Raw genomic sequence first — 26,024 nt, 5'->3', positions numbered from 1 at the left:
ACTTAAAAAAAGTGTGAATTTTAATAATTTTATAAAGCTTGATATAAAGCAATAAAATGAAAATAATGTAGTTTTGACTTAATAAATAACATATAAACACGAAACCCCTAAAAACATTTTTATGAAAAAAATACTTTTAGCCGCTGTATTGTTCTTAGCAACATCAGCAACCATTCAAGCGCAATTATTAAAATTGGGAGTAAAAGCCGGAGTTAACTTTGCAAGCCAAACAGGAGATGCAGGTCTTAATGGAGTAGCGTTTGACAAAGACGGAATTACAAGCTACCATGCTGGTCTTGTTGCAGAACTTAAATTACTAGAAAAATTCTCTATTCAACCAGAACTTTTATATTCTACACAAGGAGCAACTTATAAATTTAAGGATGCTCAGGAAGACTTTAAAAATAAATTAGCTTATTTATCGATCCCTGTAATGGCAAAAATTTACATGACAAAATCATTAAGTTTAGAGGTTGGTCCACAGGCTTCTTTTCTATTAAGTCAAAAAAATGACGTAAGATTTGACGATGCTAATACATTTGATTTTGCTCTTAATGCAGGTTTAGGTTTAAAAATTACTGAAAGTATTTTTGTTCAAGGTCGTTACAGCCTAGGATTAACGGAAGCTTCTTCAAATGCAGATGTTAAAAATTCTGTAGTTCAACTTTCAGCTGGATTTATGTTCTAAAAAGAATATCACATAGTTTTATAAAAACCGTTCAATTAATTAGAACGGTTTTTTTATTTTTACACTCTAGTGAAATATTTCAGTAAAATAAAATTACATCACTTATAAAATTAAAATCAAATTATTTATGAAAATCTGCATTATCAACGGACCAAATCTAAATCTTTTAGGAAAAAGAGAACCTGAAGTTTACGGAAGTCAAACTTTTGAAGATTATTTTGAAACGTTGAAACAGAAATATCCAAACGTTGAACTTTCATATTATCAAAGCAATATTGAAGGCGAATTGATTGGTAAAATTCAAGAATGCGGTTTTACATTTGATGGAATTATTTTGAATGCAGGAGCATACACTCACACTTCTATAGGTTTAGGTGATGCTATGAAAGCGGTTACAACACCGGTAATCGAAGTACACATTTCAAACACTTATGCCCGCGAAAGCTTTAGACATCAATCGTATTTATCTGGAAACGCAAAAGGTGTAATTTTAGGTTTTGGCCTAAAAAGTTACGATCTTGCGATTCAATCTTTCTTGTAAGTCTTTTTTTAACAATTTTTTAATAAGCTCGTTTTTAACTTATTCTATTTTTGTGAGAGAAACCACTCTCATGAAAAACTTTACCGTACTCGCCTTTTTAATTTTTTCAATTTCCAATTTTGCCCAAATCAAAGGGACAATAACTGATCTCAAAGGAAATCCACTGCCTTTTGTTTCTGTTTTTGAAGAGAATACTTATACCAGTACCACTTCAAATGAACAGGGAAAATACCAGCTTAATGTAAAAGAAATTGGCAAAAATAAAATCACCTTTCAGTATCTAGGTTTTAAAACTCAAAAACATACCGTTGCTTCTAATTCAAAAAACTTGATTTTAGATGTAAAAATGGAAGAGGAAAATTTTGAACTTAATGAGATTGTAATTAATTCAAAAGACAATCCTGCAAATGCTATTATAAAAAGTGCTATTGCTAACAAAAAAAGTAATTCTGAAAAAACGGCTCGTTATACCGCCGATTTTTATTCGAAAGGAATGTTTAAAATAAAAGATCTTCCAAAGAAAATAATGGGGATGAAAGTCGATATTGGCGATGAAATGGCTTCAAATTTAGACTCAACTGGAACAGGTATTTTATATTTATCTGAAACGATTTCTAAGATTTCTTTTGAAAAACCAGAAAAACTAAAAGAGAAAATCATTGCTTCTAAAATTTCTGGAAACAATAACGGATTCAGTTACAATACGGCGACTTTATCTACTTATGATTTCTATGATAACACATTAGAATTCAACATTAATCTTATTTCTCCTATTGCAGATAATGCTTTCAATTACTACAAATACAAACTTGAAGGAACATTTTTTGACGATAACAATCAACAAATTAACAAAATAAAGGTAACACCTAAACGTGATAAAGAACCTGTTTTTGAAGGCTACATCTATATAGTTGATGATAGTTTTGCGATTTATGCTGTAGACTTAGACATAAAAGGCTATAGAATGAAAAACGAATTTACCGAAGTAATGAATCTAAAACAGAGCTTCAGTTACAATGTCAAAAATAAAATCTGGTCAAAAAACGCTCAAACTCTTTCTTTTAATGCCGGTGCTTTTGGCGTAAAGTTCTCTGGAAAATTCAATTACGTGTATTCGAATTATGAATTTCCTGCTTCTTTTCAAAAGAAAACTTTTGGCAATGAAATTGTAGCTTTTGAAGCTGATGCAAATAAAAAAGATGACGCTTTTTGGAATCAAATACGTCCAATTCCTTTGACTATTGAGGAAAGTAATGATTACATTAAAAAAGACAGTTTACAAACCATCCGAAAATCTCAAAAATATACTGATTCTGTTGACGCTAAAAACAATAAGTTCAAAATCTTTGATGTTTTAATGGGGTATGATTATAAAAATACTTTCAAGAAATATTCTTTTGAATATAAAGGTTTATTGAATTTAAGTTCTTTAAGTTTTAACACTGTTCAAGGTTTTAATCTCGATTCGGGATTTTCTTTTAAAAAATGGAATGAAGAAAAAGGAACAAGTACTTCTATAAGTACAACCTTTAATTATGGTTTTTCTGATGAGCGTTTTCGTGTTACAGGTCAATTCAGCCATCGTTTTAACAACATAAACCATGCTGCAATCTGGGCTTCTGGAGGAACAAAAACTGCGCAATATAACAGCAGTGAACCTATTAGTAATATTGTCAATTCAATAAGTTCCTTGTTTTTCAAAGACAATTACATGAAATTGTACAACTTAGAATTTGCTCAAATTAATTACGGACAGGATGTTGCTAATGGAATAAACTTAAATGCAAAAATTGGCTACGAACAGCGAAAACCTCTTTTTAATACTACTGATTATTCTTTTTTTAAAAGAGATGATATTTACACGTCAAATAATCCGCTGGCACCAAACGATTTTATAACTCCTGCATTTGATCAGCATCATTTGTTTAAAACGGCTTTGACTGCACGTATTAACTTTGGAAATAAATACATTTCGAGACCTGACGGACGATATAACATTAAAAATGAAAAATATCCAACTGTATTTTTAGCTTTTGAAAAAGCATTTGCCGCTAGCGAGAAAAAATATGAATTTGAAAGAATCGGCGCCTCTGTTCAATATGACCTCTCTTTAAACAATAAAGGGGTTTTAGGAATGAATTTTAGAGCCGGTAAATTTTTCAATGCCGAAAATATCTCTTTTATAGATTACAGACATTTTAACGGAAATCAAACGCACATTGGAACAAGCGACCGCTATTTGAATGTTTTTAATTTAATGCCATATTACACTAACAGTACAAATGACAGTTATTTTGAAATGCACTTAGAGCACAATGACATGGGCTTTGTAACCAATAAAATTCCATTGATTAATTTATTAAAATCAACTATGAATCTAGGATTTCATACTCTGGCAATTCCCGACAGAAAACCTTATACTGAGTTTACCGTTGGTTTAGACAATTTAGGTTTTGGAAAATTCAAGATATTCAGAGTAGATTATGTACATTCCTATCAAGGAGGAATTCAGCAAAACGGAGTTGTCTTCGGGCTGAAGATTTTGAATGTGTTGGATTAAAAAAGTGGCTAAGATACTAAGGTTCTAAGATGCTAAGTTTTTTTTCTCAGCACCTTAGAACCTTAGTCCCTTTTAATCTTAAAAATCAATTATAATCATCTGGTTCAACATGAATTAATACATGTCCTAATTCAGGAATTTTTTCTCTAAGAGTATCTTTCAGCTTATGTGCCAAATCATGTCCTTCTTTAACAGATATTTTTGCTGATACGATAGCATGAAGATCAACATGATATTTCATTCCTGCTTTACGAATAAAACATTTTTCGGTTCCTAAAATCCCAACAACGGTTAATGATTTTATTCTAATTTCTTCTACCAAATCATCATTTAGATTCTCATCCATGATTTCACCTAATGCAGGTCTAAAAATTTTATAACTGTTGTAAAGTATAAAAAATGCAGCAAAAAGTGCCGCCCAGTCATCTGCAGATTCGTAACCTTTTCCCATAAACAACGCAATCGAAATCCCGACAAATGCCGCTACAGAAGTAATGGCGTCACTGCGATGATGCCAAGCATCTGCAGCTAGAGACGAACTCTTTGTTTGTTTACTTCGTTTCATAACTAATCGAAACGAATATTCTTTCCAGATAATAATGGCTCCCAAAACATACAATGTCCATGATTTAGGCAAGGCATGCGGTGTTTGGATATTAGCAATGCTTTCGTAACCAATAATAGTTGCTGATGTAATTAAAAATCCAACAACCAAAAATGTAATTAACGGTTCGGCGCGACCATGACCATATGGATGATTTTCATCTGCAGGTTTATTAGAATATTTAATTCCGAACAAAACCAAACATGACGAAAATATATCCGTTGTCGATTCGATCGCATCTGCAATCAAGGCATATGAATTGCCAAAAAAACCTGCAAGACCTTTTATAAGGGCCAGGCAGGTATTTCCAACTATACTAAAGATAGTAGCTTTTACAGCTTTTTGTTCGTTTGTCATTTAGACTATTTTTTTTTCCATGAATTCACGAATTTAAATCTTCAAAGATTATCAAAATAATTCGTGAATTGCTTCGCCAGTTCGCTTTCGCTTGTGTCGTGGCTAACTTTTATTTACGCTCTCACGATTTTTGCTCCAATTGCTCTCAAACGCTCGTCGATACGCTCGTATCCGCGATCAATTTGTTCGATATTTTGAATTGTACTTGTTCCTTTTGCAGAAAGAGCTGCTATCAACAATGAAATTCCTGCACGAATATCAGGAGACGACATTGTTGTTGCTTTTAATTGAGATTCAAAATTATGCCCCATAACCACAGCTCTGTGCGGATCACATAACATAATTTTTGCTCCCATATCGATTAATTTATCTACGAAAAACAAACGGCTTTCGAACATTTTTTGATGAATTAAAACATCTCCTTTTGCTTGTGTTGCCACTACTAAAACGATACTTAACAAATCAGGTGTAAATCCTGGCCAAGGCGCATCGGCAATTGTTAAGATTGAACCGTCGATATCCGTTTTTACTTCATATCCATCTTTGTGAGCAGGAATATAAATATCGTCATTGCGTTTTTCGATTGTAATTCCAAGTTTTCTGAATGTATTTGGAATCAAACCTAAATTTTCCCAGCTTACATTTTTTATCGTAATTTCACTTTTTGTCATAGCTGCAAGACCAATCCAAGAACCAATTTCGATCATATCTGGTAAAATTCTATGCTCGCATCCGCCAAGGCTTTCAACACCTTCGATAGTCAATAAATTAGACCCAACTCCAGTAATTTTAGCTCCCATCGAGTTCAACATTTTACACAATTGCTGTAAATATGGTTCGCATGCTGCGTTGTAAACTGTAGTTGTTCCTTTAGCTAAAACTGCAGCCATTACAATATTTGCAGTTCCCGTTACAGACGCTTCGTCTAATAACATATCAGTTCCAGTAAGACCTTCTGGAGCTTCTACTCCGTAAAAATGGTCTTCTCTGTTATATCTAAATTTTGCTCCAAGATTGATAAACCCTTCAAAGTGTGTATCTAATCTACGACGACCAATTTTATCTCCACCTGGTTTAGGAATATATCCTTTTCCGAAACGAGCTAAAAGTGGACCAACAATCATAATAGAACCACGTAAAGCTCCACCTTCTTTTTTGAAAGCTTCTGTTTCTAAATACCCAACATTAACCTCATCAGCTTGAAAAGTGATCGAACCCGGTTCGTTACGTTGAATTTTCACCCCTAAATTACCCAATAATGTGATTAATTTATTGATGTCTATAATATCAGGAATGTTATTAATTTTTACTTTCTCTCCTGTTAGAAGCACGGCACATAAAATTTGTAACGCCTCATTCTTTGCTCCTTGTGGAGTGATTTCTCCTTTTAAAGGAGTTCCTCCTTCGATTTTAAAAATTCCCATAGATTTCTTTTAGGTTCTCAGGTTCTGAGATTCTCAGGTTCTAAGCTAAAAGTTTTAGCATCTTAGTCCCTTAGCATCTTAGCCCCTTTTTTATTTCTGATTATTATTTTTTTGAAAGGTCTTTTGTTTACCTCCTTTATTGTTTTTATTGTTTTGAATTTTTGGCTGTCCAGCTGGTGTTATCTTATTTGAAACACGCTTGTTAGTACGCATTAAATCTGTTGTGTTCAACAATTCTTCTGTACTGTGAAGCAGGTTTATCTTTCCTCCTGACAATTCATACAAATGCTCAAAAATCACATCATCTTTTACAGTGTCTTTGTTCCAGCTCAAAAATGATTTTTTCATGTGGTTAGCAATTACCATAACCAATGCATTTTTCATTTCGCCATCCTCCCATTTATTGGCCACATCAATCATATATTTGATGTTGTTTCCATAAAATCTGTATTTCGGGAAGTTTTGCGGATATTGTAAAACATCTGGTTTTAACTGCAATACATCTCTTGATGGAATTGGATACGGAGATTCTACATTCAATTTAAAATCAGACATAATAAAAAGCTGATCCCATAATTTATGCTGAAAATCCGGCACATCACGCAAATGAGGGTTCAAGCTTCCCATAACCTGAATGATATATTTCGCTGCTTTGTTGCGCGTTTCATCATCTTCAATTGCAGTAGCCTGATCAATCAATTTTTGTAAATGACGACCATATTCTGGAATAATTAATCGTTGTCTTTCAGAATTGTATTCTAAATTAAAAACAACATCATTCGCGACTTCTTTTTTATATTTTTCGTTCATAAGTTATAATGAAACTATACCTTCTATTGTAGAAACTTCTTTGTATTTAACAATAACAGCATCAGAACTGTGCATCGTAACATCTACAGAAACACTGGTAAACTTACCTGTTTTAGATTTTGTTGTTTTAATAACAGCGCCCATATCATCAAAAGCTTTTTCGACACGCTCAACATTGTCTGCTACAGTTGGCACAATAAATTTATACAAATATTCCGCAGGCCAAATATTTGCATTATCAAGTTCTACTTTTAATCTTTCGTAAAATTCGGCTGTTTTTTTTTCTTTATCGTTCTCCATTTGTAATTAAAAATAAACGCAAATATACGATTTTTGAATTTAGAATTTTGAGTTTAAATTTTAGATTTTTTCTATTGAAAAGATAACTGTTTTTTCGCCCCGAATTTCACTAATTTACACTAATTATCCTTACAAATATCTGCATGAATTTTGCTAGCCTTTGATTAATTTTAAAATTAAAATTAATCAAAATTCGTAAAATTCGCAGCAAACCTTTATATTTGAAATACTTCGCAACTCTACTCCCGATAACTATCGGGATTGCGAAATTAAAACACATTGCAATGAAAAAAATCATCTTATTCCTTTTTACAATTTTCGCTTTTCATAACACTCAAGCACAAGAAATCAAAACCTTAACTTATTTTCAAAATGACACTTTAAAACTTGATTTAGATTTGTATCTCCCAAAGAAAAAAGCAAATGAAAAAACTCCTGTAATTCTGTTTGCATTTGGCGGCGGATTTTCTGGCGGCGAACGCACAAGCGAAAAAGACTTTGGAATGTTTATGGCTAAAAACGGCTACGCAGTTGCGAGCATTTCATACAGTTTATATATGAAAGGAAAAGATTTTGGCTGTAAAGGTGTTTTAACCGAAAAAATAAAAGCAATTCAAATTGGCGTAAGCGATATGTGGCAGGCAACTTCTTATTTAATTGAAAATGCCGATAAATACAATCTCGATACTTCAAAAATCTTTATTTCTGGAATTAGTGCCGGTGCCGAAATTGGTTTTCATGCTTCGTTTTGGGATTATAAACTTATGAATTTATACAAACCTAATTTGCCCGAAAACTTTAAATATGCAGGTTTCATTGGTGGTTCAGGCGCAATTCAGGATATTAATTTGATTACCAAAGAAAAAGCAATTCCGATGTTATTGGCTCATGGAAGCAATGACGACACGGTTCCTTACAACGCAGGTTCACACCGTTCGTGTCCAACAAATGCTTCGGGCTGGCTGATTTTGTTTGGATCTTACTCAGTTTACAATCATATGCAGGATTTACATAAAGATATTGAACTGATTACTTTTTGCGGCGGCGGACATGAATTCTCAGGTTACCTTTTTCATGAAGGACAGCAATATGTTTTAGATTTTGTAAATGATGTTTTGAACGGCAAAAAGTTTCAATCGCATTTGATTGTTCTTTCAAATAAAAAAGGAAAAGATTCTGGAAAGTATTTGTTTTGTGAATAAATATTTGGCTAAAGCTAAAATTCTGAACATTATAAAATCCGCTGGTTAAAACCAACGGCAATTAAAATAAAACTGCTCCAGCGGAGTAAAATATTTATAATAAATTCAATTTCTCTCTTATCAAAAGCTCCAGCGGAGCGACATATAAACTATTAAAAAACATGTCGCTCCGCTGGAGCTTTTATTTATTTCGTATATTTTTTTCTATAAATATGCTGTCCCGCTGGGACTTTCTTCTTTTTGAGAATTGATCTTTAAATTGAATTCCAAAAACAAAACCATTTCTCCTATCCAGCCCTGATGGAAGTGGAAATCCTTTTGCTTTTTTCTTTAAAAAGCAAAAGATTGAAGCGGACAGCAGGAACCCATATCTTCAAAAAATACCAAATCTTTCGCTTCGTGTAAATATTCTTTTTAATTACGAATAAGTTTAGGTAAATTTGCGCTTTATTTTTAGAATAGTGCAAAAACAAATTATAGTCCTTATTGGAGGTCCTGGTACAGGAAAATCTACACTTATAAACGAATTAGTCGCTCGCGGCTATTGCTGTTACCCCGAAATTTCTAGAGAAGTTACACTCGAAGCTCAAAAAAGAGGTATCGAACAATTGTTCTTAGAACAACCTTTGTTATTCAGCGAAATGCTCTTGGAAGGACGTGTTAAACAATACGAAAATGCAAAAAAGGAGCCTGATACTGTAGTTTTCATTGATCGCGGAATTCCTGATGTTACAGCCTATATGGACTATATTGGTGATGAATACCCTGAACATTTTGCAAAAGCTTGCGAAGATTATAAATATTCTAAAACTTTTATTTTACCGCCTTGGGAAGAAATTTATCAGAGCGACACTGAGCGTTATGAAAACTTTGAACAGGCACTAACAATTCAGAACCACTTAATCGAAACGTATAAAAAATACGGATATGATTTAATTGAAGTTCCTAAAGATACGGTTGAAAACAGAATTCTTTATATATTAGATAAAATTTAGCGGCGAGTTTAAAGTTGCAAAACTAGAAACTGATTTCTAAATTTTTAACTTTAACACTTTGGCCATGCAGGAAGCACAAGATATTCTTTTAAAATACTGGAAACACGAAAGTTTCAGACCGCTGCAAAAAGAAATTATTGATTCGGTTTTAGAAGGTCATGATACTTTTGCACTGCTGCCAACTGGAGGCGGAAAATCAATTTGTTTTCAGGTTCCAACTATGATGCGCGAAGGAATCTGCTTGGTTATTTCACCATTGATTGCTTTGATGAAAGACCAAGTAGCGAATCTTCAAAAAAGAGAAATTAAAGCGATTGCTCTTACAGGCGGAATTCATACGGAAGAAATTATTGATCTTCTAGACAACTGCCAGTTTGGAAATTACAAATTTCTTTATCTTTCGCCGGAGCGTTTACAATCAGACTGGATATTAGAACGCATCAAAAATCTTCCTATAAGTTTTATCGCCATTGATGAAGCGCACTGTGTTTCGCAATGGGGACATGATTTTAGACCGGCTTATTTAAAAATTTCTGAACTCAAAAAACACTTTCCTAAAATTCCTTTTTTAGCTCTGACTGCAACTGCAACACCAAGAGTTGTTGAAGATATTAAAACTGAATTAGGATTAAAGGACACCAAACTTTTTCAACAGTCTTTTGAAAGAAAGAATATCGCATACATGGTTTTTGAAGTCGAAGACAAACTGTATCGTGTAGAACAAATTTTAAAGAAAAACCCGCAGCCTTCTATTATATATGTACGAAATAGAAAATCGTGTTTAAACATCTCAACACAATTACAATCGCTGGGTTTTAGAGCCACTTATTATCACGGAGGACTTTCGACAAAAGAAAAAGACAAAAATATGCAGTTGTGGATGTCGGAGCAAGCACAGGTTATTGTTGCCACAAATGCATTTGGAATGGGAATTGACAAAGACAATGTAAAAACGGTCATTCATACGCAATTGCCAGAAAATCTAGAAAATTATTATCAAGAATCCGGAAGAGCAGGACGAAATGGCGAAAAAGCTTTTTCGGTTTTATTATATAACAATTCAGATGCGAACCAAACTGAACAACAGTTTTTAAGTATTCTGCCTGACAAAAAATTCCTAAAAACGATGTATGTCAAACTGTGCAACTATTTTCAAATAGCTTACGGCGAAGGCTTAGACGATACTTTCTCTTTTAAACTGAATCATTTTTGCAACAAATACGACTTCCCTACTTTAAAAACATATAATGCGTTACAGTTTTTAAATCAACAGGGAATTATCACTATGTCTCAAGAATTCTCAGAGAAGGTTACAATGCAGTTTTTAATTGAATCGAAAGAAGTTATTCGATACACAAGTTTAAATCAGAAAGACGAAGAAATTATTTTGGCAATTTTGAGAACTTATCCGGGAGTTCATGAAATGAAAACACCGATTAATCTTTCGCTGATTGCAAAAAAATCAAATCATACTGAAGAACAGGTTACTTCTCTTTTAGAAAAATTAAGAGAGAAAGAGATTATAGAGTACAAATCTAAAAATAATGATGCTACTATATTATTCAATGAAGTTCGTGAAGATGACTTGACTATAAATAGGGTTTCTAAGTATCTCGAAAAACAGAATCAACTTAAACAAGAACAGCTTTCATCTGTTCTATATTATATAAAGGAAAACAAAACCTGCAAAAACAGATTGGTTTTGGATTATTTTGGAGAAGAAACTAATTCGAATTGCGGAGTGTGCTCGTATTGTATTACGCAAAAAGGAAAAATAACTGAAGCCGATTCTATTGCTGACAAAATCCTGTCTTTATTAAAAACAGCATCTTTGACTTCGCGAGAAATTCAAAATCAGATAAAACTAGATGCATCAGATATAATACTTGTTCTTCAAGAATTATTAGAAAACAATCATATCGTTATATTAGCGAACAATAAATACACTTTAAAATCATAATGGAAAAATTACGAATTATATTTATGGGAACGCCAGAGTTTGCTGTTGGCATTCTAGATACTATTATAAAAAACAATTACGACGTTGTGGGCGTTATCACAGCCGCAGATAAACCAGCCGGCCGCGGACAAAAAATAAAATATTCGGCAGTAAAAGAATATGCATTGGCAAACAATCTTACTTTATTACAGCCAACAAATTTAAAAGACGAAAGTTTTTTAACCGAATTAAAAGCTTTAAATGCTAATTTACAAATAGTTGTTGCCTTTAGAATGCTGCCAAAAGTAGTTTGGGAAATGCCAAGTTTAGGAACTTTTAATCTTCATGCTTCCTTACTCCCAAATTATAGAGGCGCAGCACCTATTAACTGGGCAATTATTAATGGAGAAACAAAAACTGGAGTTACAACTTTCTTTATCGATGACAAGATTGATACCGGAGCTATGATTTTAAATTCGGAAATTGCTATTGAGCCAGAAGAAAATGCAGGACAATTGCACGATCGATTAATGTTACTGGGAAGCCAAACTGTAATTGACACTTTAAAAGTTATTGAAAACGGAAATGTTACCACAACAATTCAGGAAGACAATGACGAAATAAAAACAGCATACAAGCTAAATAAGGAGAATTGTAAAATTGACTGGACAAAATCTGGAGCTGAAATCAATAATTTAATTCGAGGATTAAGTCCATATCCTGCTGCGTGGTGTTTTTTGAAGGATAAAAATGAAGAATTAAGCATCAAAATATATGAAGCTAAACTAGCTGTAGAAGCACATTCATATGAAATTGGAAGCTTAATCAGCAGCAAAAAAGAAATCAAAATTGCAATTAAAGAAGGGTTCATTCAGCTTTTAAGTTTACAATTACCCGGAAAAAAGCGAATGCAAGTAGCAGAATTATTAAATGGAATAACTTTTTCTGATAGCGCAAAGGTCTATTAACATCAGTAAAACAGGGGTTTGTACCTGTTTTTGATCGATAAACAACACCCTTTATGAACAAAAAAAGCAAGTTATCAACAATTCTTGCTAAAATTAAAGAAAACACTTGCACGCAACGGATTTCCTACTAAATTTGTGTATTAACAATTTTTTTTAACCAACAATTAATAACTAATTATTATGAACAAATCAGAATTAATCGATGCTATCGCTGCTGATGCAGGAATTACAAAAGCTGCGGCTAAATTAGCTTTAGAGTCATTTTTAGGAAATGTAGGATCTACTTTGAAAAAAGGCGGAAGAATTTCATTAGTAGGTTTTGGATCTTGGTCAGTATCTGCGAGAGCTGCTAGAGACGGTAGAAATCCTCAAACAGGAAAAACTATCAAAATTGCTGCAAAAAATGTAGTAAAATTTAAAGCTGGTGCTGAATTAGAAGGAGCAGTGAACTAAATCATAAAGTTCTCTAAATCTAAAGAATATAATTAAAACCCTCCTCGTGGAGGGTTTTTTTATGCGGTTTGACGATTTTATTTGTGATTTTAATTTTTTTATGAGTAAATTTAATAAAAATTGTAGCCGTATGATTTCAGAAAAATTAAAAAAAGGACACCTGCTTATTGCCGAGCCTTCAATAATTGGAGATTTATCTTTTAACAGATCGGTAATTTTATTAGCAGACCATAACAAAGAAGGATCAATAGGATTTATCATTAATAAACCGTTAAAATACACGATTAATGATCTTATCCCAGAAATTGATGCGACCTTCAAAATATATAATGGAGGCCCAGTTGAGCAAGACAATTTGTACTTCATTCACAATATTCCTGAGTTAATCCCGAATAGTGTCGAGATTTCTAATGGAATATACTGGGGAGGTGATTTTGAATCGACCAAAGACTTAATAAACAACGGATCAATCAGCAAGAACAATATCCGTTTTTTCTTAGGCTATACTGGTTGGGATGAAAATCAGCTTGAGAATGAAATGCAGGGAAACTCCTGGATTATTGCTGATAATAATTACAAAAATAAAATTATTGGAAAGTCGACCACTCACTTTTGGAAAGAACAAATTATTGAGCTTGGAGGCGATTATCTCATTTGGTCAAATGCACCTGAAAATCCATATCTGAATTAATTTTCAGATATGGATTCATTTAGTTTTTGCACTAATAAATAAGCCAAATTACTTGTAAATTCTTTTTTTCGATATTTAGTTATCGGTTGTATTCCCGTGATTACATTTGTGAGAAATAATTCATCTGCTTTTTGAAGATCAAATGGCGAGATTATTTCCTCACTTATTTCTATGCCTTCAACTTTTTTAGCCAAAGCCAAAATTTGCTTACGCATAATTCCATTTAAACAACCTTCAGAAACTGGAGGTGTAATAAGTTTTTTACCTACAAGCATAAACAAATTTCCTTGCAGCGCCTCAACAACATTTTTAGAATCATTTAGCAATATACAATTTGCCAATCCGTTTTCATGTGCAAAAATACTTCCAGTAACATTAATCATCTTATTAGTCGTTTTAATCGACGATAACAACTGTTTTGTCACATAGAAGTCTTTATACAAATCAACTTCATATTCAGCGGTATTTAAAGCATATAAAGTGCTTTCGAGTGCAACTGCGTGAATCAAAAAAGAAACTTCATTGCTTTTTGGAAGATACAGTCCGCCATCTTTTCTAAAAACGGTAATTCGAGCTCTTGCAGATCCGGAAATATTCTTTTCTTTAAGCAGATTTAAAATTTGCTCTTCGAAATATTCCATTGTAAAGTTCATTGGAATTTCCATTCTCACCACTCGCATTGAAGCCATTAATCTAAAATAGTGATCTTCAAGAAACAAGATTTTATTATTGATTATTTTTACCGTTTCAAAAACGCCGTCTCCATATAAAAAAGCACGATTTTGCGTTAAGATATTTTCTTCTAGTGCTATGTTTCCGTTAAAATTGATCATAAAAAAACCCTGAATTTTGTTCAGGGCAAATATAAGGCATAAAATAGACTTTTACTAAACAGATCCTATAAGATGTTTCAAATCTGAGATTTGATTCTCCCACAATTGTTTAGCTTCTCCTACTTCTTCTTTTTCAGCGAAATCAACTACCATTAATGATACATCTTTAGTCAATTCATCAACTAAAATATGCAGTTCAAAAAAGTACTCAGTATCCTTACTGCTTTCATCAACCCATTTAAATTTTACTTTTTCACCTGTTTTTTTTGAAGCTAATCGCGCTTTTTCCTGCGAATCATTCCAAATGAAAGTGAAAAACTCACCTCTTGAATTAACATTATCAGCAAACCATTCTGATAAACCTGACGGCGTTGATATATATTGATACAATAATTGCGGCGAAGAATTGATCGGGAACTCGATCTCGTAACGTATTTTTGGATCCATGTGCTACTTTTAATTTTTTCGAAATATAAGAATATATGTTCAAAAACAATGCATTTTTAAAAATATTTTTTTTTCTTCATTTTATGCTTGTACGCTTTAATATTATTTCTATCTTTGCACCCGCAATCAGGAATTCATGATAGCAGTCCAGGCGAGGTAGCTCAGTTGGTTAGAGCGCAGGATTCATAACCCTGAGGTCACGGGTTCAACTCCCGTCCTCGCTACAGGTAAAAAGGCATCACTTAAAAGTGATGTCTTTTTTTTATTTACAGTGATTATTTATGGCAAAATTTGTAACTTACATTTTATAATTATCGCTAAAACAGCTTTTTAAAAACTAAGTAATTCATTAAAAATCATGGATATAGTAAAATTTAAAATCACATCAAAAACGATAAAGGTAGAAGTACGCAATTCGAATAATTATGTTTTTAATTTCAATACTGCTTTAGAAATTGAAAAAGAAGACAAAGATGTTTTATTAAAACTATACAATGCATTAGATCTTCTTTTTAAGAAAGAAGCAGTGAGCGAGGTAAAAAACTACATTTCGCCTAATCAGACGAATATACTTGACCAAATTTCTGCTGTTGATAATTTAGAGCAGGAAAAATAATCAACTCCTTTTAGATTTAAATAATTTGAGGGTTAAAGAAGTTCTTCTTTAACCCTTTTTATATTTTAAAACAAAACCTTTTCCTTTTTTCACAACCACACAACGCTCACATTCAAATAATTACACATCACTCTTTTATTAGCTGTAAAAACAAAAAACAACATTTTTAATAAAAATTTAAGTTCTTTTCTTTTACAAAATCATTAACTTGTTGTAAAATTTAAAACTACACTAGTTTTAATCTTATTTTAAGCAGGCCATTTTCCATCATTTTACCCCTAAATTCAAGCATCTGTTAACAGGATTTGCGGTCTGCCACATGCAGTTATTTTATTTTAATTAAAAAAGAATAAATCTATGCGAGTTTCTGTAATCCGAAAAAACATAAAATTTATCCCCGATTCAAAAAGAGTTGTTGCCCGCTATTTCATGAATGGCGAAGAACGAACGCAGCAAATGGTTGCTCGAATAATGACGCTTAATGAAAAGCAGGTTTTAGAAACTCTGGAACAGACTCTTCGCGAATTTGCAAGACGCCATCGAAACATCTCATCTATTTTCATTAAACATTGTGAAAAAATAAGCCCCATTATAGAAGCGATGCAAATTGACTACGAAGGAATGTCTTTGGATCGAAAAATGCTTATTGGCTCGTATTGTACAATGGAATATGCGATCGAGTCTGCAGCTATTTTCAACCCTTCTATTGTAGAAGATTTTGATCAATCCGGCTTAGAGGCAGGTGAAAAACGTGTTATCATTTCTTTTCGCGCAACTGGTGAAGGTCATATATCATCAATTGTTTTTAGAAGAGGAATATTGGACAAGCACAATAATCTGCAGATCATGAAAATTGGTCACAACATTGACAAAGCCGAAATTGAACACAAAACTTTATTTAATAAAGAACGTTTCTTGACTAAGTTGTATGAAATGCATACTAAAGACAAATACATTGTTCAAATTATGCAAGATTTACCAGATGAGTTTGAGTTTGCTATTTTAAAAAATATGCTGAATACTGCTTTAAGCGATCCATCTATTCGGGAAGAAAGAAGAACTGCACTTGAAGAAATACTCTGGCTTGCCAATTCATTTTATGATCTGCAATTTAAACACGATTCTGATATTACAGAGCGTGTTATATTTCCGATTTCTGATTCTGAGAGTCGTGGTATCGAAGATGCTCGTTTTGTTCGTTTTATTGATGACGACGATTCTGTACGCATCATGGCGACTTATACGGCTTATAATGGTCATACTATTTTACCTAAACTTATTTCTACTGAAGATTTTTACAGTTTTAGAGTAATGCCTTTGAATGGTGAAGGTGCTCAAAACAAAAATCTTGCTTTATTTCCTCGAAAAATAAAAGGAAAATTTGCAATGCTTGCCAGAATAGACGGCGTAAACAACTACATAATGTATTCTGACAGAGTAACACAATGGAACAAAACTATTCTCCTTCAAGAGCCTCGTTATACTTGGGAATTTACACAAATCGGAAATTGCGGTTCACCTTTATGGACTGAAGAAGGATGGCTTATTATTACTCACGGTGTTGGCACTATGAGACGTTACTGCATTGGCGCTTCATTGTTTGATCTTGATGATCCGTCTAAAGAAATTGGCAGGCTTGCAGAACCGTTGCTTTCTCCGCTTGAGGACGAAAGAGAAGGCTATGTTCCAAATGTTGTATACTCTTGCGGTGCAATCATTCACAACAACAGCCTTATATTACCTTATGCTGTTTCTGATTATTCTTCTACTTATGCGGTTGTTGATCTTGTTGAATTATTGAGTGCTTTAAAGAAAAGTAAACAATAATTACAGAAACAGAAATCGCATAGAATTAGAAATAAATCTAAAAATATAATTTGGAAGAAAATAATCTTAAAAAAGTTTTTCTTTATTTTGACCTGCGTAATAATAAAATGATAATCTTCATCTTTTAAATTTTAAAATAAAGTCCAATGAAATTAGACCAAATTCTGGATAACATTCTTCCTATACCAGAAACTTCAAAACGGCTTCTTCAAGATTGCATTGAAGAAAAAAGTTATCCCAAAGGACATATTTTACTAAAGGCTGATAAAATCGAAACTACTATTTATTTTATCAAAAAGGGAATCGCAAGAGCTTACTCTAATCAAAATGATAACGAAGCAACTTTTTGGTTCGGCAAAGAAGGCGATACCATTTTATCTATGAAAAGCTATGTTGTTTATCAAAAGGGATATGAAGATGTTGAGCTATTGGAAGATTGTGAACTATACGAATTGAAATCAAATAAACTGCAAAAGCTTTTTGAAATTGATATCCATATTGCAAACTGGGGCAGAAAATTTGCGGAAAAAGAACTTGTAAAAACTGAAGAACGTCTTATATCACAGCAATTTCGAAGCGCAACTGAACGGTATTTGGAGCTTTTGCAAAATAATCCGCAATTAATCCAACGTGTGCAATTAGGTTATATTGCTTCTTATCTTGGCATCTCTCAAGTCAGCTTAAGCAGGATTCGAGCTGAAATTAAATAACTTTTATTTTTTAACATTTGTTAAAATCTCCCTGACTTCCTTTTCTAATCTTTGCAAAAAAAAAGATATGAACTGGATTATTTTAATTATTGCAGGATTGTTTGAAGTTGCTTTTGCAACGTGTTTAGGAAAAGCGAAAGAATCAACTGGAAATGAAATGTATTTATGGTATACAGGCTTCCTGATTTCTCTTACAATCAGTATGGCCCTTTTAATAAAAGCTACACAAACTTTACCAATAGGTACAGCTTATGCGGTATGGACAGGCATTGGCGCGGTGGGAACTGTTTTGATTGGAATTTTAGTTTTTAAAGATCCTGCTAACTTTTGGCGACTTTTCTTTATCACTACCCTTATCGGATCAATTATTGGGTTAAAATCATTATCACATTAATAAAATGTTCCCCAACATTTTTAAGAACTGCTTACAGCTTTTTCTATTTAAAACTTAATTGTTTAGACTAAGCTGTTTGCCGTTTGTTTTCGAATTGCTTTTTCTTTTTTGACTTTTGCTACATTAAGATAAACTATAGCACCCAACATAATCGCAATGCCTACCAGCTGCAAAAGAGTGACTTTTTCTCCTAAAATAATATGCGCACAAAAAACAGCGGCAGGCAATTCTAAAGTCAATAATACAGAACTTAAACCAGCTCCAATTTTTGGCATCCCAACAGAAAAGCAAATTGGCGGAATCACAGTTCCAAAAATGGCTAAAAAAGTTCCCCATTGCAGCAATCCAAAATCTAAATGTGCACTTGTAACAATTGCTTCGCAGTTAATTAAAAAGATTATCATTGCCGACCCGCTTGTCATTAAAGCACTTTTTTCAAACATTGGCGTCTCCTTTCCTATTTTACTGGTAAAAACAATATAAAGTGTGTAAAGCAATGCTGACAATAAACTTAGCAAAATGCCAATAATTGAAATATTAGAGCTGCCCAAATCTAAAAGATTACCCGCTAAAACGGTGCCTAAAATCACAAAAACAGCACACCAAACCTCAACAACATTAGGTTTCTTCTTGAAAAACAGCCATTCTACAGCAATACTCAGCCACGTAATCTGCATTAATAAAACAATTGCCAGTGAAGCTGGAATGTAAGCTACCGAAAGATAATAAGTATAAGCAGAGGTTCCCATTGAAGTTCCTGCTAAAAGTAATTTCCAATTCGGTGTAATTTTTTTTCTTTTTTTTATGCTTTTAAAAACTACTATTGACCATAAAATTATAGTTCCCATTAAAGCCTGCGTCAATGTAACTTCTGCAGCAGTATAACCCTCTCCGTAGGCAATTTTAGCAAATGACGAAAGCATTCCAAAACTTAATGCTCCCAATGCTACAACGATTATATATTTATTCATTTTTACAACTAAAATCTATTTTTTGTCCAAACAAAAGTATACAACAGCGAACAATAATCTATATTTCTAAAATAAATATGTATTTAATTCTTAAAAAATATTAACTAATCGTTTTTTATTCTAAATTAGAATATTTTTTTATTATCTAACTGGAAAAAATCCGATGCAAGAATTAAACAAACAAGAAATTGAGTTATTGAGAATCCTACAAAAAAATGCAAAATTTGACATTACGGATCTTACTGAGAAATTAAATATGTCGAGAACTTCTGTTTATGACCGAATAAAAAAACTGGAGAACGAAGGCTATATAAAAGATTATGTTGCGATAATTGATCCTAAAAAAGTAGGATTGAATTTTACCGTAATTATAAATGTTTCACTAAATAGTCAGCGTCTTGAACTTGTAGAAGAATTTACTAAACAGGTCGCTGCTCTTGAAGAAGTGGTTGAAGGATATATTACTGGAGGAATTTTTGATTATGTTTTAAAAGTGGTTGTAAAAGATCCTGAAGCTTTTAACGATTTTATTCGAAAACTTTCGGTAATTCCGAACATCAGTAAAGTGCAGAGTTCCTTTGTAATGAGTTATATTAAACAATCTACAACTTTGCATTTTTAGTCTCTTCAATTATAAATTTAAGAAGTTTTGAATTAATGCAAGTCCGTCGCTTTTCGACAGACTTTTTGCTCTTCATAAAAAACTTACAACACTCTAAAAAATGAGTTAAAATAAACTCTTAACATCAATTTTTATTGATAAAAAAATATATTTGTCTAAAACATTATTGACCCTTTTTTAGAACTAGAAAAACATTAGTATGGATAATGAAAAATTTATTTTCTGCCTTGAGGGCGTTCAGGATGTAGATAACATTACAGCTACTGATGTGGTCAAAAATCTTGAAGAAATTGCTTTTGACCAAGGTATTGCCAGCATATACAAAACCTGCGATACAATAGAAAGTCTAGAAGAAAGCCTAAATACATTACTGTATGATGATCATAATTTTAAGGATTATGAAATTATTTATCTGGTAATGCCTGGTCAGGAAAATAATATCTGTCTTCATGATTATTACTACAGCTTAGAAGAAATAGCGGAACTTTTTGAAGGGAAAATGAAGGGAAAAATTATTCATTTTGCCAATAAAAAAAGATTGGATCTTAATGATGATGAAGCGCAATATTTTCTTGATATTACTGGTGCTCGCGCCATTTCCGGTTATGGTTCATCTTATAATAAAATTGCCAGCTGCAGCACTATTGATAAAGCTTTTTTCAGTTTATATCAAGAAAACGACGATCTTACTGAAGTGGTCGAAGATTTATACCAAAAACACTATGCACTTTGCAAATTACTAGATTTTAGATTGTATTATTAAGTATGAAAACAAAGGCAGGTGAAAATGTAAAAACATACGAAGCAAAGGGGTTTAGAGAGAAATTTTTAGGCGAGGACAATCCGATGCATGTTCTTTTCAGATCAAACTCGGATCATTTTTTCTGTTTAAAAATGGAAGAAATGATGCGTTTGCGATATCCTGTTCCTCCTTCCAAACACAGCTGTCATACTTTAATTTTTGTAAGCTCAGGTTCACATATTATGAAGTCGGGATACGAAGAGTACCAAACGGTTTCTAATGAAATTATTGTTGTTCCTGCGGGTCAAGTTTTTTCAATAAAAAACATCAACAATGCGCATAATGGCTATATCTGTCAATTTCATCCTGATATTTTAATTGGTAAATACGGCAATCGGGAAATGCTGAATGATTTTGATTTTTTGAAAATTTCCGGCAACCCTAAAGTTACTTTGACTCCAGAGGATGTACCTAATGTCGTGACCATTTTAAACCGACTTCAAAAAGAATATTCTGAAACGACAACCGCAAATTTAAATATTGTACAGTCCTATTTAATTGCCTTGTTTCATGAAATGAACAAAAATTCGATTAAAGTTTCCAAAAACATTTCGGCTGCTGAGATTATTACAAATAAGTTCAAGGAACTCATTCATCAAAACATTAAAACACAGCATTTGGTTCATTATTATGCATCACTGCTAAATGTTACTCCAAACCATTTAAACAAATCAGTAAAAACCGTTACAGGCAAATCTGCCGCCAAATGGATTGATGAAACCATATTGCTTGAGGCTAAATATCTGCTTTTTCAAACGACACTTTCTGTAAGTGAAATCGCTATACAAGTAGGTCACGAAGACCAATCGTACTTTAGTCGTTTCTTTAAAAAACATGAAGGAATTACACCTATTCAATACCGAAAAATGATTGATAAGTCCTAATTATTGATTATTGAATCCTATTAAACACGATTGCTTTTTTCAGAAATTTGCCTCTTCAAAAAATGCAAATTATGATTTATGTATTTAAAACTTCTGTAGACAGCGCTTCAAAATTTGAGTCGGCTTCTGCATTGCTTCACGAATTGCTGCCCAATACTTTATGGAATTTTGACCTCGAAGACTGTGATAATATTTTGAGAATTGAGAGCGAACTAGACATTCCTAATTTGATTCTTAATAATGCTGTTTTTGACTGCACTGAACTAGAATAAAACTTAAATATTTACAACATCTTCACTTACTTTATGGAATCTAAATTATACCAAAACCGAACTTTTGACACTGTCGATTACTCTGATCAAAGTTTATCGAATACTGAATTTGTAAATTGCGAATTCATCAATTGCAACTTTTCTAAAAGCGATTTAAGTCATAATGATTTTCTGGATTCTACTTTTAAAAACTGTAATCTTTCACTGGCGATTCTTAAAAATACGGGATTAAAAAACATCAATTTCATTGGCTGTAAATTAATGGGATTGGATTTTAGCGCCAGCAACAGCTTTTTGTTTTCAATGAATTTTCAAGATTGTCTTTTAGATTATTCGACTTTCATTTACAAAAAACTAAAGAAAACTAATTTCGTTGACTGCTCTATAAAAGATGTCGATTTCTCGAATACCGATTTGTCTTTGTCTCTTTTTAAAAATTGTGATCTAGCCAATGCTACTTTTCAGGATTGCATTTTAGAAAAAACAGATTTCAGAACGTCTAAGAATTATGCTTTTGATCCATCTGAAAATAAGATCAAAAAAACTAAAGTTTCGCACGCCGCGCTTGCCGGATTATTAGAAAAATTTGATTTGGAAATTGAATAATTTTTCGTCTATTTCAAAAATATTTTTAGCTTTAAAATAAAAGGGATGCAAAATTAAATGCATCCCTTCTAAAATTAAAATTACTATACAATTATTGTCTCCAACGCGGATCTCCAACACTTCTATCAATTAAAGTTTGATTTTTAATTGTAAAATTCCCTCCTGCTGCATTTACAAACTGTGGATCTAAAGCAGTTCCGGATGTATCTGGTCTGTTATTCCCAAGCGGAATAGGATTCGCATTTAAATTTGGCGAATTAAAATAATTATTATTTGTAAATGTAGGATTTGGAGTTGCTGCTTCTCTTGTATATGGTGCCGGTGTATTGGCAAACAATGTATTACGAACAACTATTACAGTAGTAGCAAAACGTGTATACAAAATTGAATTGGCATTTGTTGCAAGCATATTTGGATTCAATATAGTACAACTATCAATTAATACATTTGAAGTTAAACCTGTAAGCCCGGCATCCATACGGATAAAATGTCTTGCTCCGGTAGTTGACACTGTACAATTGTTAAAAGTACTGTTTTTAAGCGTAAGTTGCCCCACTTGAGAACCTCTAACATCTATAAATTCTCCTCCATTTGTTAATACATTTGTAAAAACAGTATTGTCAACGATTATAGAAGTAATTTTAGCAGCAGTTAAATTTGCACTGATCAATGATACTCCATAATCATGTATATTGCAACCACTTATTGATAGTGTACCATAAGTAACAGTATTATCATTGTATTTAACAACTGAAACTGCAGCTCCTGCAGCTCCTTTATCTCCTTTTAGATCTAAATCTATCAAACTCACATTACCCGATCCGGTACCTAATACAAAATTCACATGAAGTTTTGGCGTATTAGCAGGACGTAACCCTCTTAATGTAATTGGCTTATTCAAAGTAATTACTCCAGTTTGATTATCAGCGGTATAGTCTCCAGGTTCTAAAACTAGTATAGCTCCTGATGCTGCATCTGCAATTTTTTGCATTAAATCATCTGTTGCCTTAACCAAAATTCCAGTACCAATATCAATTCCAGTAGTAAATGTCACTACACCTCTCTTTTTAGCACCATTTAACAAAGTAGCTGTATAAGCTGTTTCACTTGTAAGACCTATTATCGTTGCAACCCCAGCAGTTTTTTCGGCTGCTGTTATCGCATGAGTAACATTACCCGGCATAAGAGTAATTTGCGTTACAGTACTATTTGGCGTCCATCTCAAAACAACTTGTTTAGCATCAATATCTGCAGCCTGAACAGGAAAGAAAAGCTGTTCAGAAAGTGTTGTGGCACTTGTAACTGTCCATTTAGAATCTGCCACTCCTGCTGAACTTACAGCTTTCACTCTAATAGAATAAACTGTTTCTCCTTCTAATGCGACCTGAACAGGCAGTTCTTTTGGTGCTACATTTACGGTTTTATAAATTGTAGTGAAGTTAACATCATCTGCACTAAATTCAACTACATAATGATCTGCATCCTCTTTTACCGTCCAATTCAATTCGACTGTAGTTTGATTTCTAATTGTTGTTGTAAGTCCTACCGGAGAAAATGCTCTATCAGCTCCGATGTCCTGCAAGACTGCTTCATTGTAACTTTCGCAGCCGGCGCTTAGTACTGCTAATAAAAACATAGTCAGCAAGCCCTTAAATATATATTTTGCTTTCATAATTATATTACTATAAATTAATTATTATTAATTTCCAAAAACCCAGTCATTTACTAATTTCCCATTGCTTCCATCAATAAATGTCTGCCAGATTGGCCAAAATTGTCTTTTATCTGGATTTACTCCGGCTTTATATAAAGTGGTTATTTTATTATCCTCCAGCTTATCCCAACTTTTTGACGTATAACCTACCGGGGCTTGAGTTTCGCCACGATTTAAACCATAAATATCCAATGTAAATCCATCATCTTGATATTTGTAATACAATGTTTTAGGCACATCTTGATACTTACCAGTACGCGCTTTCAGATCTGCCATTTTAACTTTAGCTTCGTCTAATTTTGTTTTTAGCAAATTCCAACGGATCAATGCATATTTACGTTCCAATTCTCCTGTAAATTCTAATTTATTTTCCTCAATAATAGCATTCATCATTGCATCTTTACTTGTCAATGCATCTACATAAGCATCTACTTTTACAGCCTGATTTGCTGGTGCAAATGCTCTGCGGCGAATTTCTTTTAGGTAAACTGCAGCAGATCCTGCTCCTTCTAACTCATTAGCCGCTTCAGCTGCAATTAAAAGTACTTCTGCATAACGCATATAAATTTTGTTTACACCATCGTCATTTGGCGCGCTGGCAATACGTTTCATCCATTCAAAACGATATTTACCAAAATACCAAGTCTGTAAATCTGTAAGTTCTTGTTTTGATTTACCATTTACGGCAGCTCCCCATTTATAAGGAACACAAGTTACATCTCTTCTAGTATCAGCTTGATCATAGTCATAAAAAACAAATGGCAATGGTCCGTTAACTCCTCCTTTATTTGCTCCCATAGCTTGAAATTGATCAACAGCATCGTGTCGAACCGCAAAAGTAAACAGCATTCTTCCTCTAGAATCAGCAAAAGGAATTTCCCAAAGAGATTCTCCTCCAGCAGTTGTATTTTCTTGATTATATTTTCTCCAAAGCCCCTCAAAAGTTGGCTCTAAACGTGCAGTTCCACTTGTAATAACCGAACGACATTCCTCTAATGCTAACCTGTACATTGCAGCTACTGAAAGTTCTGGATCATTACTTCTTCTAACTCCGTCAGGATATTGCTGATAACCGCTTGCCATCATAGCCAATCGAGCTCTAAATCCTTTTACAAAAGCCTTATTTACACGTTCTGTACTAGCAGTTGCAGAAGTCGCATTAGGCCAAGCTACCAAAGTTGAAGCTTCTCCTAAATCAGCGATCAATTGCTTATAAATTTCATCACGACCCGTTTTAGGGATATAAATAGTATTAGTAGAAACAGGCTCGAAACGTACAGGAACATCTCCCCAGTTTCTAACTAAATCTGCATAGTAAATAGCACGTAACGTTAATGCTTCGCCCAACAACTGCGCCATTTCAGCATTTGTAGAAGGATTACCATAGGTACGAATTCCTCTGATACATAAATTGGCACGCTCAATTCCTTCATACATCATTGCCCATGCATTTTTTGGCGAATTCATTTCTGTATTATCAGCCTTAGCGTCATAAACCACTAAATCAGATTTAGCATTATCACTTGAAGATGCTAAAAGCCACTCACTATCTGTATTTAATCCTTGATAAGCTAAAAGTCTTCCTCTATAAGATTGCTCCTCTCCAAACGACACTTTTATTCCATCAACTGCTCCTTGTGCCAATCCTGGTGTAGAAAAAATAAGCTGCTCATCTAATGTTGACTGTGCAGGAGTATCAAAAAAATCATCGGCAGAATCCTGACAAGACGTCAATAAACCTGAGATAATTAAACCTGCTATTATTATTTTATGTTTCATTTTGATAAATTTTAA

27 protein-coding genes and 1 tRNA gene are annotated in these 26,024 nt (G+C 33.1%); 19 read left to right on the top strand and 9 right to left on the bottom strand.

The window, feature by feature from the left end:
- Positions 1-121: 121 nt before the first annotated feature.
- The 3 genes from B0A75_RS09995 to B0A75_RS09985 all read left to right on the top strand — a co-directional run bounded on the left by B0A75_RS09995 (position 122) and on the right by B0A75_RS09985 (position 3,789).
- Entirely contained in the window at positions 122-688 is a 567-nt protein-coding gene (locus tag B0A75_RS09995; RefSeq protein ID WP_089054138.1) for a porin family protein, read from the top strand.
- A gap of 127 nt (positions 689-815) precedes the next feature.
- Positions 816-1,229, top strand: coding sequence for a type II 3-dehydroquinate dehydratase (gene aroQ / locus B0A75_RS09990; RefSeq protein WP_089054137.1), 414 nt, complete (start codon positions 816-818; stop codon positions 1,227-1,229).
- A 70-nt stretch (positions 1,230-1,299) separates the two neighbouring features.
- Positions 1,300-3,789 (top strand): DUF5686 and carboxypeptidase regulatory-like domain-containing protein, encoded by a 2,490-nt coding sequence (locus tag B0A75_RS09985; protein ID WP_089054136.1) that lies wholly within the window; start codon positions 1,300-1,302, stop codon positions 3,787-3,789.
- An 85-nt stretch (positions 3,790-3,874) separates the two neighbouring features.
- Here B0A75_RS09985 and B0A75_RS09980 read toward each other — a convergent pair whose 3' ends face one another.
- The 4 genes from B0A75_RS09980 to B0A75_RS09965 all read right to left on the bottom strand — a co-directional run bounded on the left by B0A75_RS09980 (position 3,875) and on the right by B0A75_RS09965 (position 7,284).
- The gene (locus tag B0A75_RS09980; RefSeq protein WP_089054135.1) at positions 3,875-4,750 is read right to left on the bottom strand and encodes a cation diffusion facilitator family transporter; all 876 of its coding nucleotides are present in this window, start codon (positions 4,748-4,750) and stop codon (positions 3,875-3,877) included.
- Between the two features lie 113 nt (positions 4,751-4,863).
- On the bottom strand, positions 4,864-6,174 hold the full coding sequence (murA, locus tag B0A75_RS09975; protein WP_089054134.1) for a UDP-N-acetylglucosamine 1-carboxyvinyltransferase: 1,311 nt from the start codon (positions 6,172-6,174) through the stop codon (positions 4,864-4,866).
- A 90-nt stretch (positions 6,175-6,264) separates the two neighbouring features.
- Positions 6,265-6,984, bottom strand: a complete 720-nt coding sequence (locus B0A75_RS09970) for a DUF4290 domain-containing protein (protein ID WP_089054133.1) — start codon at positions 6,982-6,984, stop codon at positions 6,265-6,267.
- 3 nt (positions 6,985-6,987) lie between these two features.
- On the bottom strand, positions 6,988-7,284 hold the full coding sequence (locus tag B0A75_RS09965) for a DUF493 family protein (RefSeq protein ID WP_089054132.1): 297 nt from the start codon (positions 7,282-7,284) through the stop codon (positions 6,988-6,990).
- Between the two features lie 284 nt (positions 7,285-7,568).
- On the opposite strand from B0A75_RS09965, the gene B0A75_RS09955 reads away from it, so the two are divergent.
- From B0A75_RS09955 to B0A75_RS09930, 6 genes are all read left to right on the top strand, one after another.
- Complete coding sequence (locus tag B0A75_RS09955; RefSeq protein ID WP_089054130.1) at positions 7,569-8,486, top strand: alpha/beta hydrolase family protein; 918 nt, start codon at positions 7,569-7,571, stop codon at positions 8,484-8,486.
- 461 nt (positions 8,487-8,947) lie between these two features.
- Positions 8,948-9,481: an AAA family ATPase gene (locus tag B0A75_RS09950; protein WP_089054129.1), complete on the top strand. Its 534-nt coding sequence runs from the start codon at positions 8,948-8,950 to the stop codon at positions 9,479-9,481.
- A 64-nt stretch (positions 9,482-9,545) separates the two neighbouring features.
- Entirely contained in the window at positions 9,546-11,441 is a 1,896-nt protein-coding gene (locus tag B0A75_RS09945) for a RecQ family ATP-dependent DNA helicase (protein WP_089054128.1), read from the top strand.
- Positions 11,441-12,388 carry a methionyl-tRNA formyltransferase gene (gene fmt / locus B0A75_RS09940; protein WP_089054127.1) on the top strand — a complete coding sequence of 316 codons (948 nt, stop codon included), beginning with the start codon at positions 11,441-11,443 and terminating at the stop codon, positions 12,386-12,388. Before B0A75_RS09945 ends, fmt begins: the two co-directional genes overlap by 1 nt.
- Positions 12,389-12,568: 180 nt before the next feature.
- Complete coding sequence (locus tag B0A75_RS09935) at positions 12,569-12,841, top strand: HU family DNA-binding protein (RefSeq protein ID WP_042567273.1); 273 nt, start codon at positions 12,569-12,571, stop codon at positions 12,839-12,841.
- A gap of 130 nt (positions 12,842-12,971) precedes the next feature.
- Positions 12,972-13,532: a YqgE/AlgH family protein gene (locus B0A75_RS09930; protein WP_089054126.1), complete on the top strand. Its 561-nt coding sequence runs from the start codon at positions 12,972-12,974 to the stop codon at positions 13,530-13,532.
- On the opposite strand, the gene B0A75_RS09925 is transcribed toward B0A75_RS09930, so the two are convergent.
- Positions 13,529-14,365, bottom strand: a complete 837-nt coding sequence (locus tag B0A75_RS09925) for an aminotransferase class IV (protein ID WP_089054125.1) — start codon at positions 14,363-14,365, stop codon at positions 13,529-13,531. The two genes, B0A75_RS09930 and B0A75_RS09925, sit on opposite strands and share 4 nt — an antisense overlap.
- Before the next feature lie 54 nt (positions 14,366-14,419).
- Positions 14,420-14,812: an START-like domain-containing protein gene (locus B0A75_RS09920; protein WP_026984135.1), complete on the bottom strand. Its 393-nt coding sequence runs from the start codon at positions 14,810-14,812 to the stop codon at positions 14,420-14,422.
- Positions 14,813-14,962: 150 nt separating this feature from the next.
- On the opposite strand from B0A75_RS09920, the gene B0A75_RS09915 reads away from it, so the two are divergent.
- The 5 genes from B0A75_RS09915 (at position 14,963) to B0A75_RS09895 (ending at position 18,359) form a co-directional block, all read left to right on the top strand.
- Positions 14,963-15,036, top strand: a tRNA-Met gene (locus tag B0A75_RS09915).
- 134 nt (positions 15,037-15,170) lie between these two features.
- Positions 15,171-15,428, top strand: coding sequence for a hypothetical protein (locus B0A75_RS09910; RefSeq protein ID WP_089054124.1), 258 nt, complete (start codon positions 15,171-15,173; stop codon positions 15,426-15,428).
- Positions 15,429-15,785: 357 nt separating this feature from the next.
- On the top strand, positions 15,786-17,255 hold the full coding sequence (locus tag B0A75_RS09905) for a glycoside hydrolase family 130 protein (protein WP_089054123.1): 1,470 nt from the start codon (positions 15,786-15,788) through the stop codon (positions 17,253-17,255).
- 146 nt (positions 17,256-17,401) lie between these two features.
- Entirely contained in the window at positions 17,402-17,965 is a 564-nt protein-coding gene (locus B0A75_RS09900) for a Crp/Fnr family transcriptional regulator (RefSeq protein ID WP_089054122.1), read from the top strand.
- Positions 17,966-18,032: 67 nt separating this feature from the next.
- Positions 18,033-18,359 (top strand): DMT family transporter, encoded by a 327-nt coding sequence (locus tag B0A75_RS09895; RefSeq protein WP_089054121.1) that lies wholly within the window; start codon positions 18,033-18,035, stop codon positions 18,357-18,359.
- 62 nt (positions 18,360-18,421) lie between these two features.
- Here the strand turns inward: B0A75_RS09895 and B0A75_RS09890 are convergent, their stop codons facing one another.
- Positions 18,422-19,330, bottom strand: coding sequence for an EamA family transporter (locus B0A75_RS09890; RefSeq protein WP_089054120.1), 909 nt, complete (start codon positions 19,328-19,330; stop codon positions 18,422-18,424).
- A 163-nt stretch (positions 19,331-19,493) separates the two neighbouring features.
- Between B0A75_RS09890 and B0A75_RS09885 the strand changes: the two genes are divergently transcribed.
- The 5 genes from B0A75_RS09885 to B0A75_RS09865 all read left to right on the top strand — a co-directional run bounded on the left by B0A75_RS09885 (position 19,494) and on the right by B0A75_RS09865 (position 22,516).
- Positions 19,494-19,952, top strand: a complete 459-nt coding sequence (locus B0A75_RS09885) for an Lrp/AsnC family transcriptional regulator (RefSeq protein WP_089054119.1) — start codon at positions 19,494-19,496, stop codon at positions 19,950-19,952.
- A 199-nt stretch (positions 19,953-20,151) separates the two neighbouring features.
- Positions 20,152-20,715 carry a DUF6642 family protein gene (locus B0A75_RS09880; protein WP_089054118.1) on the top strand — a complete coding sequence of 188 codons (564 nt, stop codon included), beginning with the start codon at positions 20,152-20,154 and terminating at the stop codon, positions 20,713-20,715.
- A 2-nt stretch (positions 20,716-20,717) separates the two neighbouring features.
- Positions 20,718-21,638, top strand: a complete 921-nt coding sequence (locus B0A75_RS09875) for a helix-turn-helix domain-containing protein (RefSeq protein ID WP_089054117.1) — start codon at positions 20,718-20,720, stop codon at positions 21,636-21,638.
- A 71-nt stretch (positions 21,639-21,709) separates the two neighbouring features.
- On the top strand, positions 21,710-21,910 hold the full coding sequence (locus B0A75_RS09870; RefSeq protein ID WP_165765114.1) for a hypothetical protein: 201 nt from the start codon (positions 21,710-21,712) through the stop codon (positions 21,908-21,910).
- A gap of 33 nt (positions 21,911-21,943) precedes the next feature.
- The gene (locus tag B0A75_RS09865; protein WP_089054115.1) at positions 21,944-22,516 is read left to right on the top strand and encodes a pentapeptide repeat-containing protein; all 573 of its coding nucleotides are present in this window, start codon (positions 21,944-21,946) and stop codon (positions 22,514-22,516) included.
- 91 nt (positions 22,517-22,607) lie between these two features.
- On the opposite strand, the gene B0A75_RS09860 is transcribed toward B0A75_RS09865, so the two are convergent.
- Together B0A75_RS09860 and B0A75_RS09855 are read right to left on the bottom strand one after the other, a co-directional pair.
- Entirely contained in the window at positions 22,608-24,188 is a 1,581-nt protein-coding gene (locus B0A75_RS09860) for a DUF4957 domain-containing protein (protein ID WP_089054114.1), read from the bottom strand.
- A gap of 27 nt (positions 24,189-24,215) precedes the next feature.
- Positions 24,216-26,009, bottom strand: a complete 1,794-nt coding sequence (locus B0A75_RS09855; RefSeq protein WP_089054113.1) for a RagB/SusD family nutrient uptake outer membrane protein — start codon at positions 26,007-26,009, stop codon at positions 24,216-24,218.
- Positions 26,010-26,024 lie beyond the last annotated feature (15 nt).

It is taken from the genome of Flavobacterium oncorhynchi (assembly GCF_002217355.1).
Lineage (GTDB): Bacteria > Bacteroidota > Bacteroidia > Flavobacteriales > Flavobacteriaceae > Flavobacterium > Flavobacterium oncorhynchi.
This window is presented reverse-complemented; position numbering and strand designations above follow the sequence as displayed.

Bases quoted from the DNA above. Each gene is read 5' to 3' on its own strand.
- B0A75_RS09980 (WP_089054135.1), bottom strand. From the start codon at position 4,750: ATGACAAACGAACAAAAAGCTGTAAAAGCTACTATCTTTAGTATAGTT.
- B0A75_RS09900 (WP_089054122.1), top strand. From the start codon at position 17,402: ATGAAATTAGACCAAATTCTGGATAACATTCTTCCTATACCAGAAACT.
- B0A75_RS09875 (WP_089054117.1), top strand. From the start codon at position 20,718: ATGAAAACAAAGGCAGGTGAAAATGTAAAAACATACGAAGCAAAGGGG.
- B0A75_RS09910 (WP_089054124.1), top strand. From the start codon at position 15,171: ATGGATATAGTAAAATTTAAAATCACATCAAAAACGATAAAGGTAGAA.
- B0A75_RS09870 (WP_165765114.1), top strand. From the start codon at position 21,710: ATGATTTATGTATTTAAAACTTCTGTAGACAGCGCTTCAAAATTTGAG.
- B0A75_RS09855 (WP_089054113.1), bottom strand. From the start codon at position 26,009: ATGAAACATAAAATAATAATAGCAGGTTTAATTATCTCAGGTTTATTG.
- fmt (WP_089054127.1), top strand. From the start codon at position 11,441: ATGGAAAAATTACGAATTATATTTATGGGAACGCCAGAGTTTGCTGTT.
- B0A75_RS09955 (WP_089054130.1), top strand. From the start codon at position 7,569: ATGAAAAAAATCATCTTATTCCTTTTTACAATTTTCGCTTTTCATAAC.
- B0A75_RS09920 (WP_026984135.1), bottom strand. From the start codon at position 14,812: ATGGATCCAAAAATACGTTACGAGATCGAGTTCCCGATCAATTCTTCG.
- B0A75_RS09860 (WP_089054114.1), bottom strand. From the start codon at position 24,188: ATGAAAGCAAAATATATATTTAAGGGCTTGCTGACTATGTTTTTATTA.
- B0A75_RS09970 (WP_089054133.1), bottom strand. From the start codon at position 6,984: ATGAACGAAAAATATAAAAAAGAAGTCGCGAATGATGTTGTTTTTAAT.
- murA (WP_089054134.1), bottom strand. From the start codon at position 6,174: ATGGGAATTTTTAAAATCGAAGGAGGAACTCCTTTAAAAGGAGAAATC.
- B0A75_RS09865 (WP_089054115.1), top strand. From the start codon at position 21,944: ATGGAATCTAAATTATACCAAAACCGAACTTTTGACACTGTCGATTAC.
- B0A75_RS09895 (WP_089054121.1), top strand. From the start codon at position 18,033: ATGAACTGGATTATTTTAATTATTGCAGGATTGTTTGAAGTTGCTTTT.
- B0A75_RS09930 (WP_089054126.1), top strand. From the start codon at position 12,972: ATGATTTCAGAAAAATTAAAAAAAGGACACCTGCTTATTGCCGAGCCT.
- B0A75_RS09905 (WP_089054123.1), top strand. From the start codon at position 15,786: ATGCGAGTTTCTGTAATCCGAAAAAACATAAAATTTATCCCCGATTCA.
- B0A75_RS09945 (WP_089054128.1), top strand. From the start codon at position 9,546: ATGCAGGAAGCACAAGATATTCTTTTAAAATACTGGAAACACGAAAGT.
- B0A75_RS09885 (WP_089054119.1), top strand. From the start codon at position 19,494: ATGCAAGAATTAAACAAACAAGAAATTGAGTTATTGAGAATCCTACAA.
- B0A75_RS09995 (WP_089054138.1), top strand. From the start codon at position 122: ATGAAAAAAATACTTTTAGCCGCTGTATTGTTCTTAGCAACATCAGCA.
- B0A75_RS09890 (WP_089054120.1), bottom strand. From the start codon at position 19,330: ATGAATAAATATATAATCGTTGTAGCATTGGGAGCATTAAGTTTTGGA.
- B0A75_RS09985 (WP_089054136.1), top strand. From the start codon at position 1,300: ATGAAAAACTTTACCGTACTCGCCTTTTTAATTTTTTCAATTTCCAAT.
- aroQ (WP_089054137.1), top strand. From the start codon at position 816: ATGAAAATCTGCATTATCAACGGACCAAATCTAAATCTTTTAGGAAAA.
- B0A75_RS09925 (WP_089054125.1), bottom strand. From the start codon at position 14,365: ATGATCAATTTTAACGGAAACATAGCACTAGAAGAAAATATCTTAACG.
- B0A75_RS09965 (WP_089054132.1), bottom strand. From the start codon at position 7,284: ATGGAGAACGATAAAGAAAAAAAAACAGCCGAATTTTACGAAAGATTA.
- B0A75_RS09935 (WP_042567273.1), top strand. From the start codon at position 12,569: ATGAACAAATCAGAATTAATCGATGCTATCGCTGCTGATGCAGGAATT.
- B0A75_RS09880 (WP_089054118.1), top strand. From the start codon at position 20,152: ATGGATAATGAAAAATTTATTTTCTGCCTTGAGGGCGTTCAGGATGTA.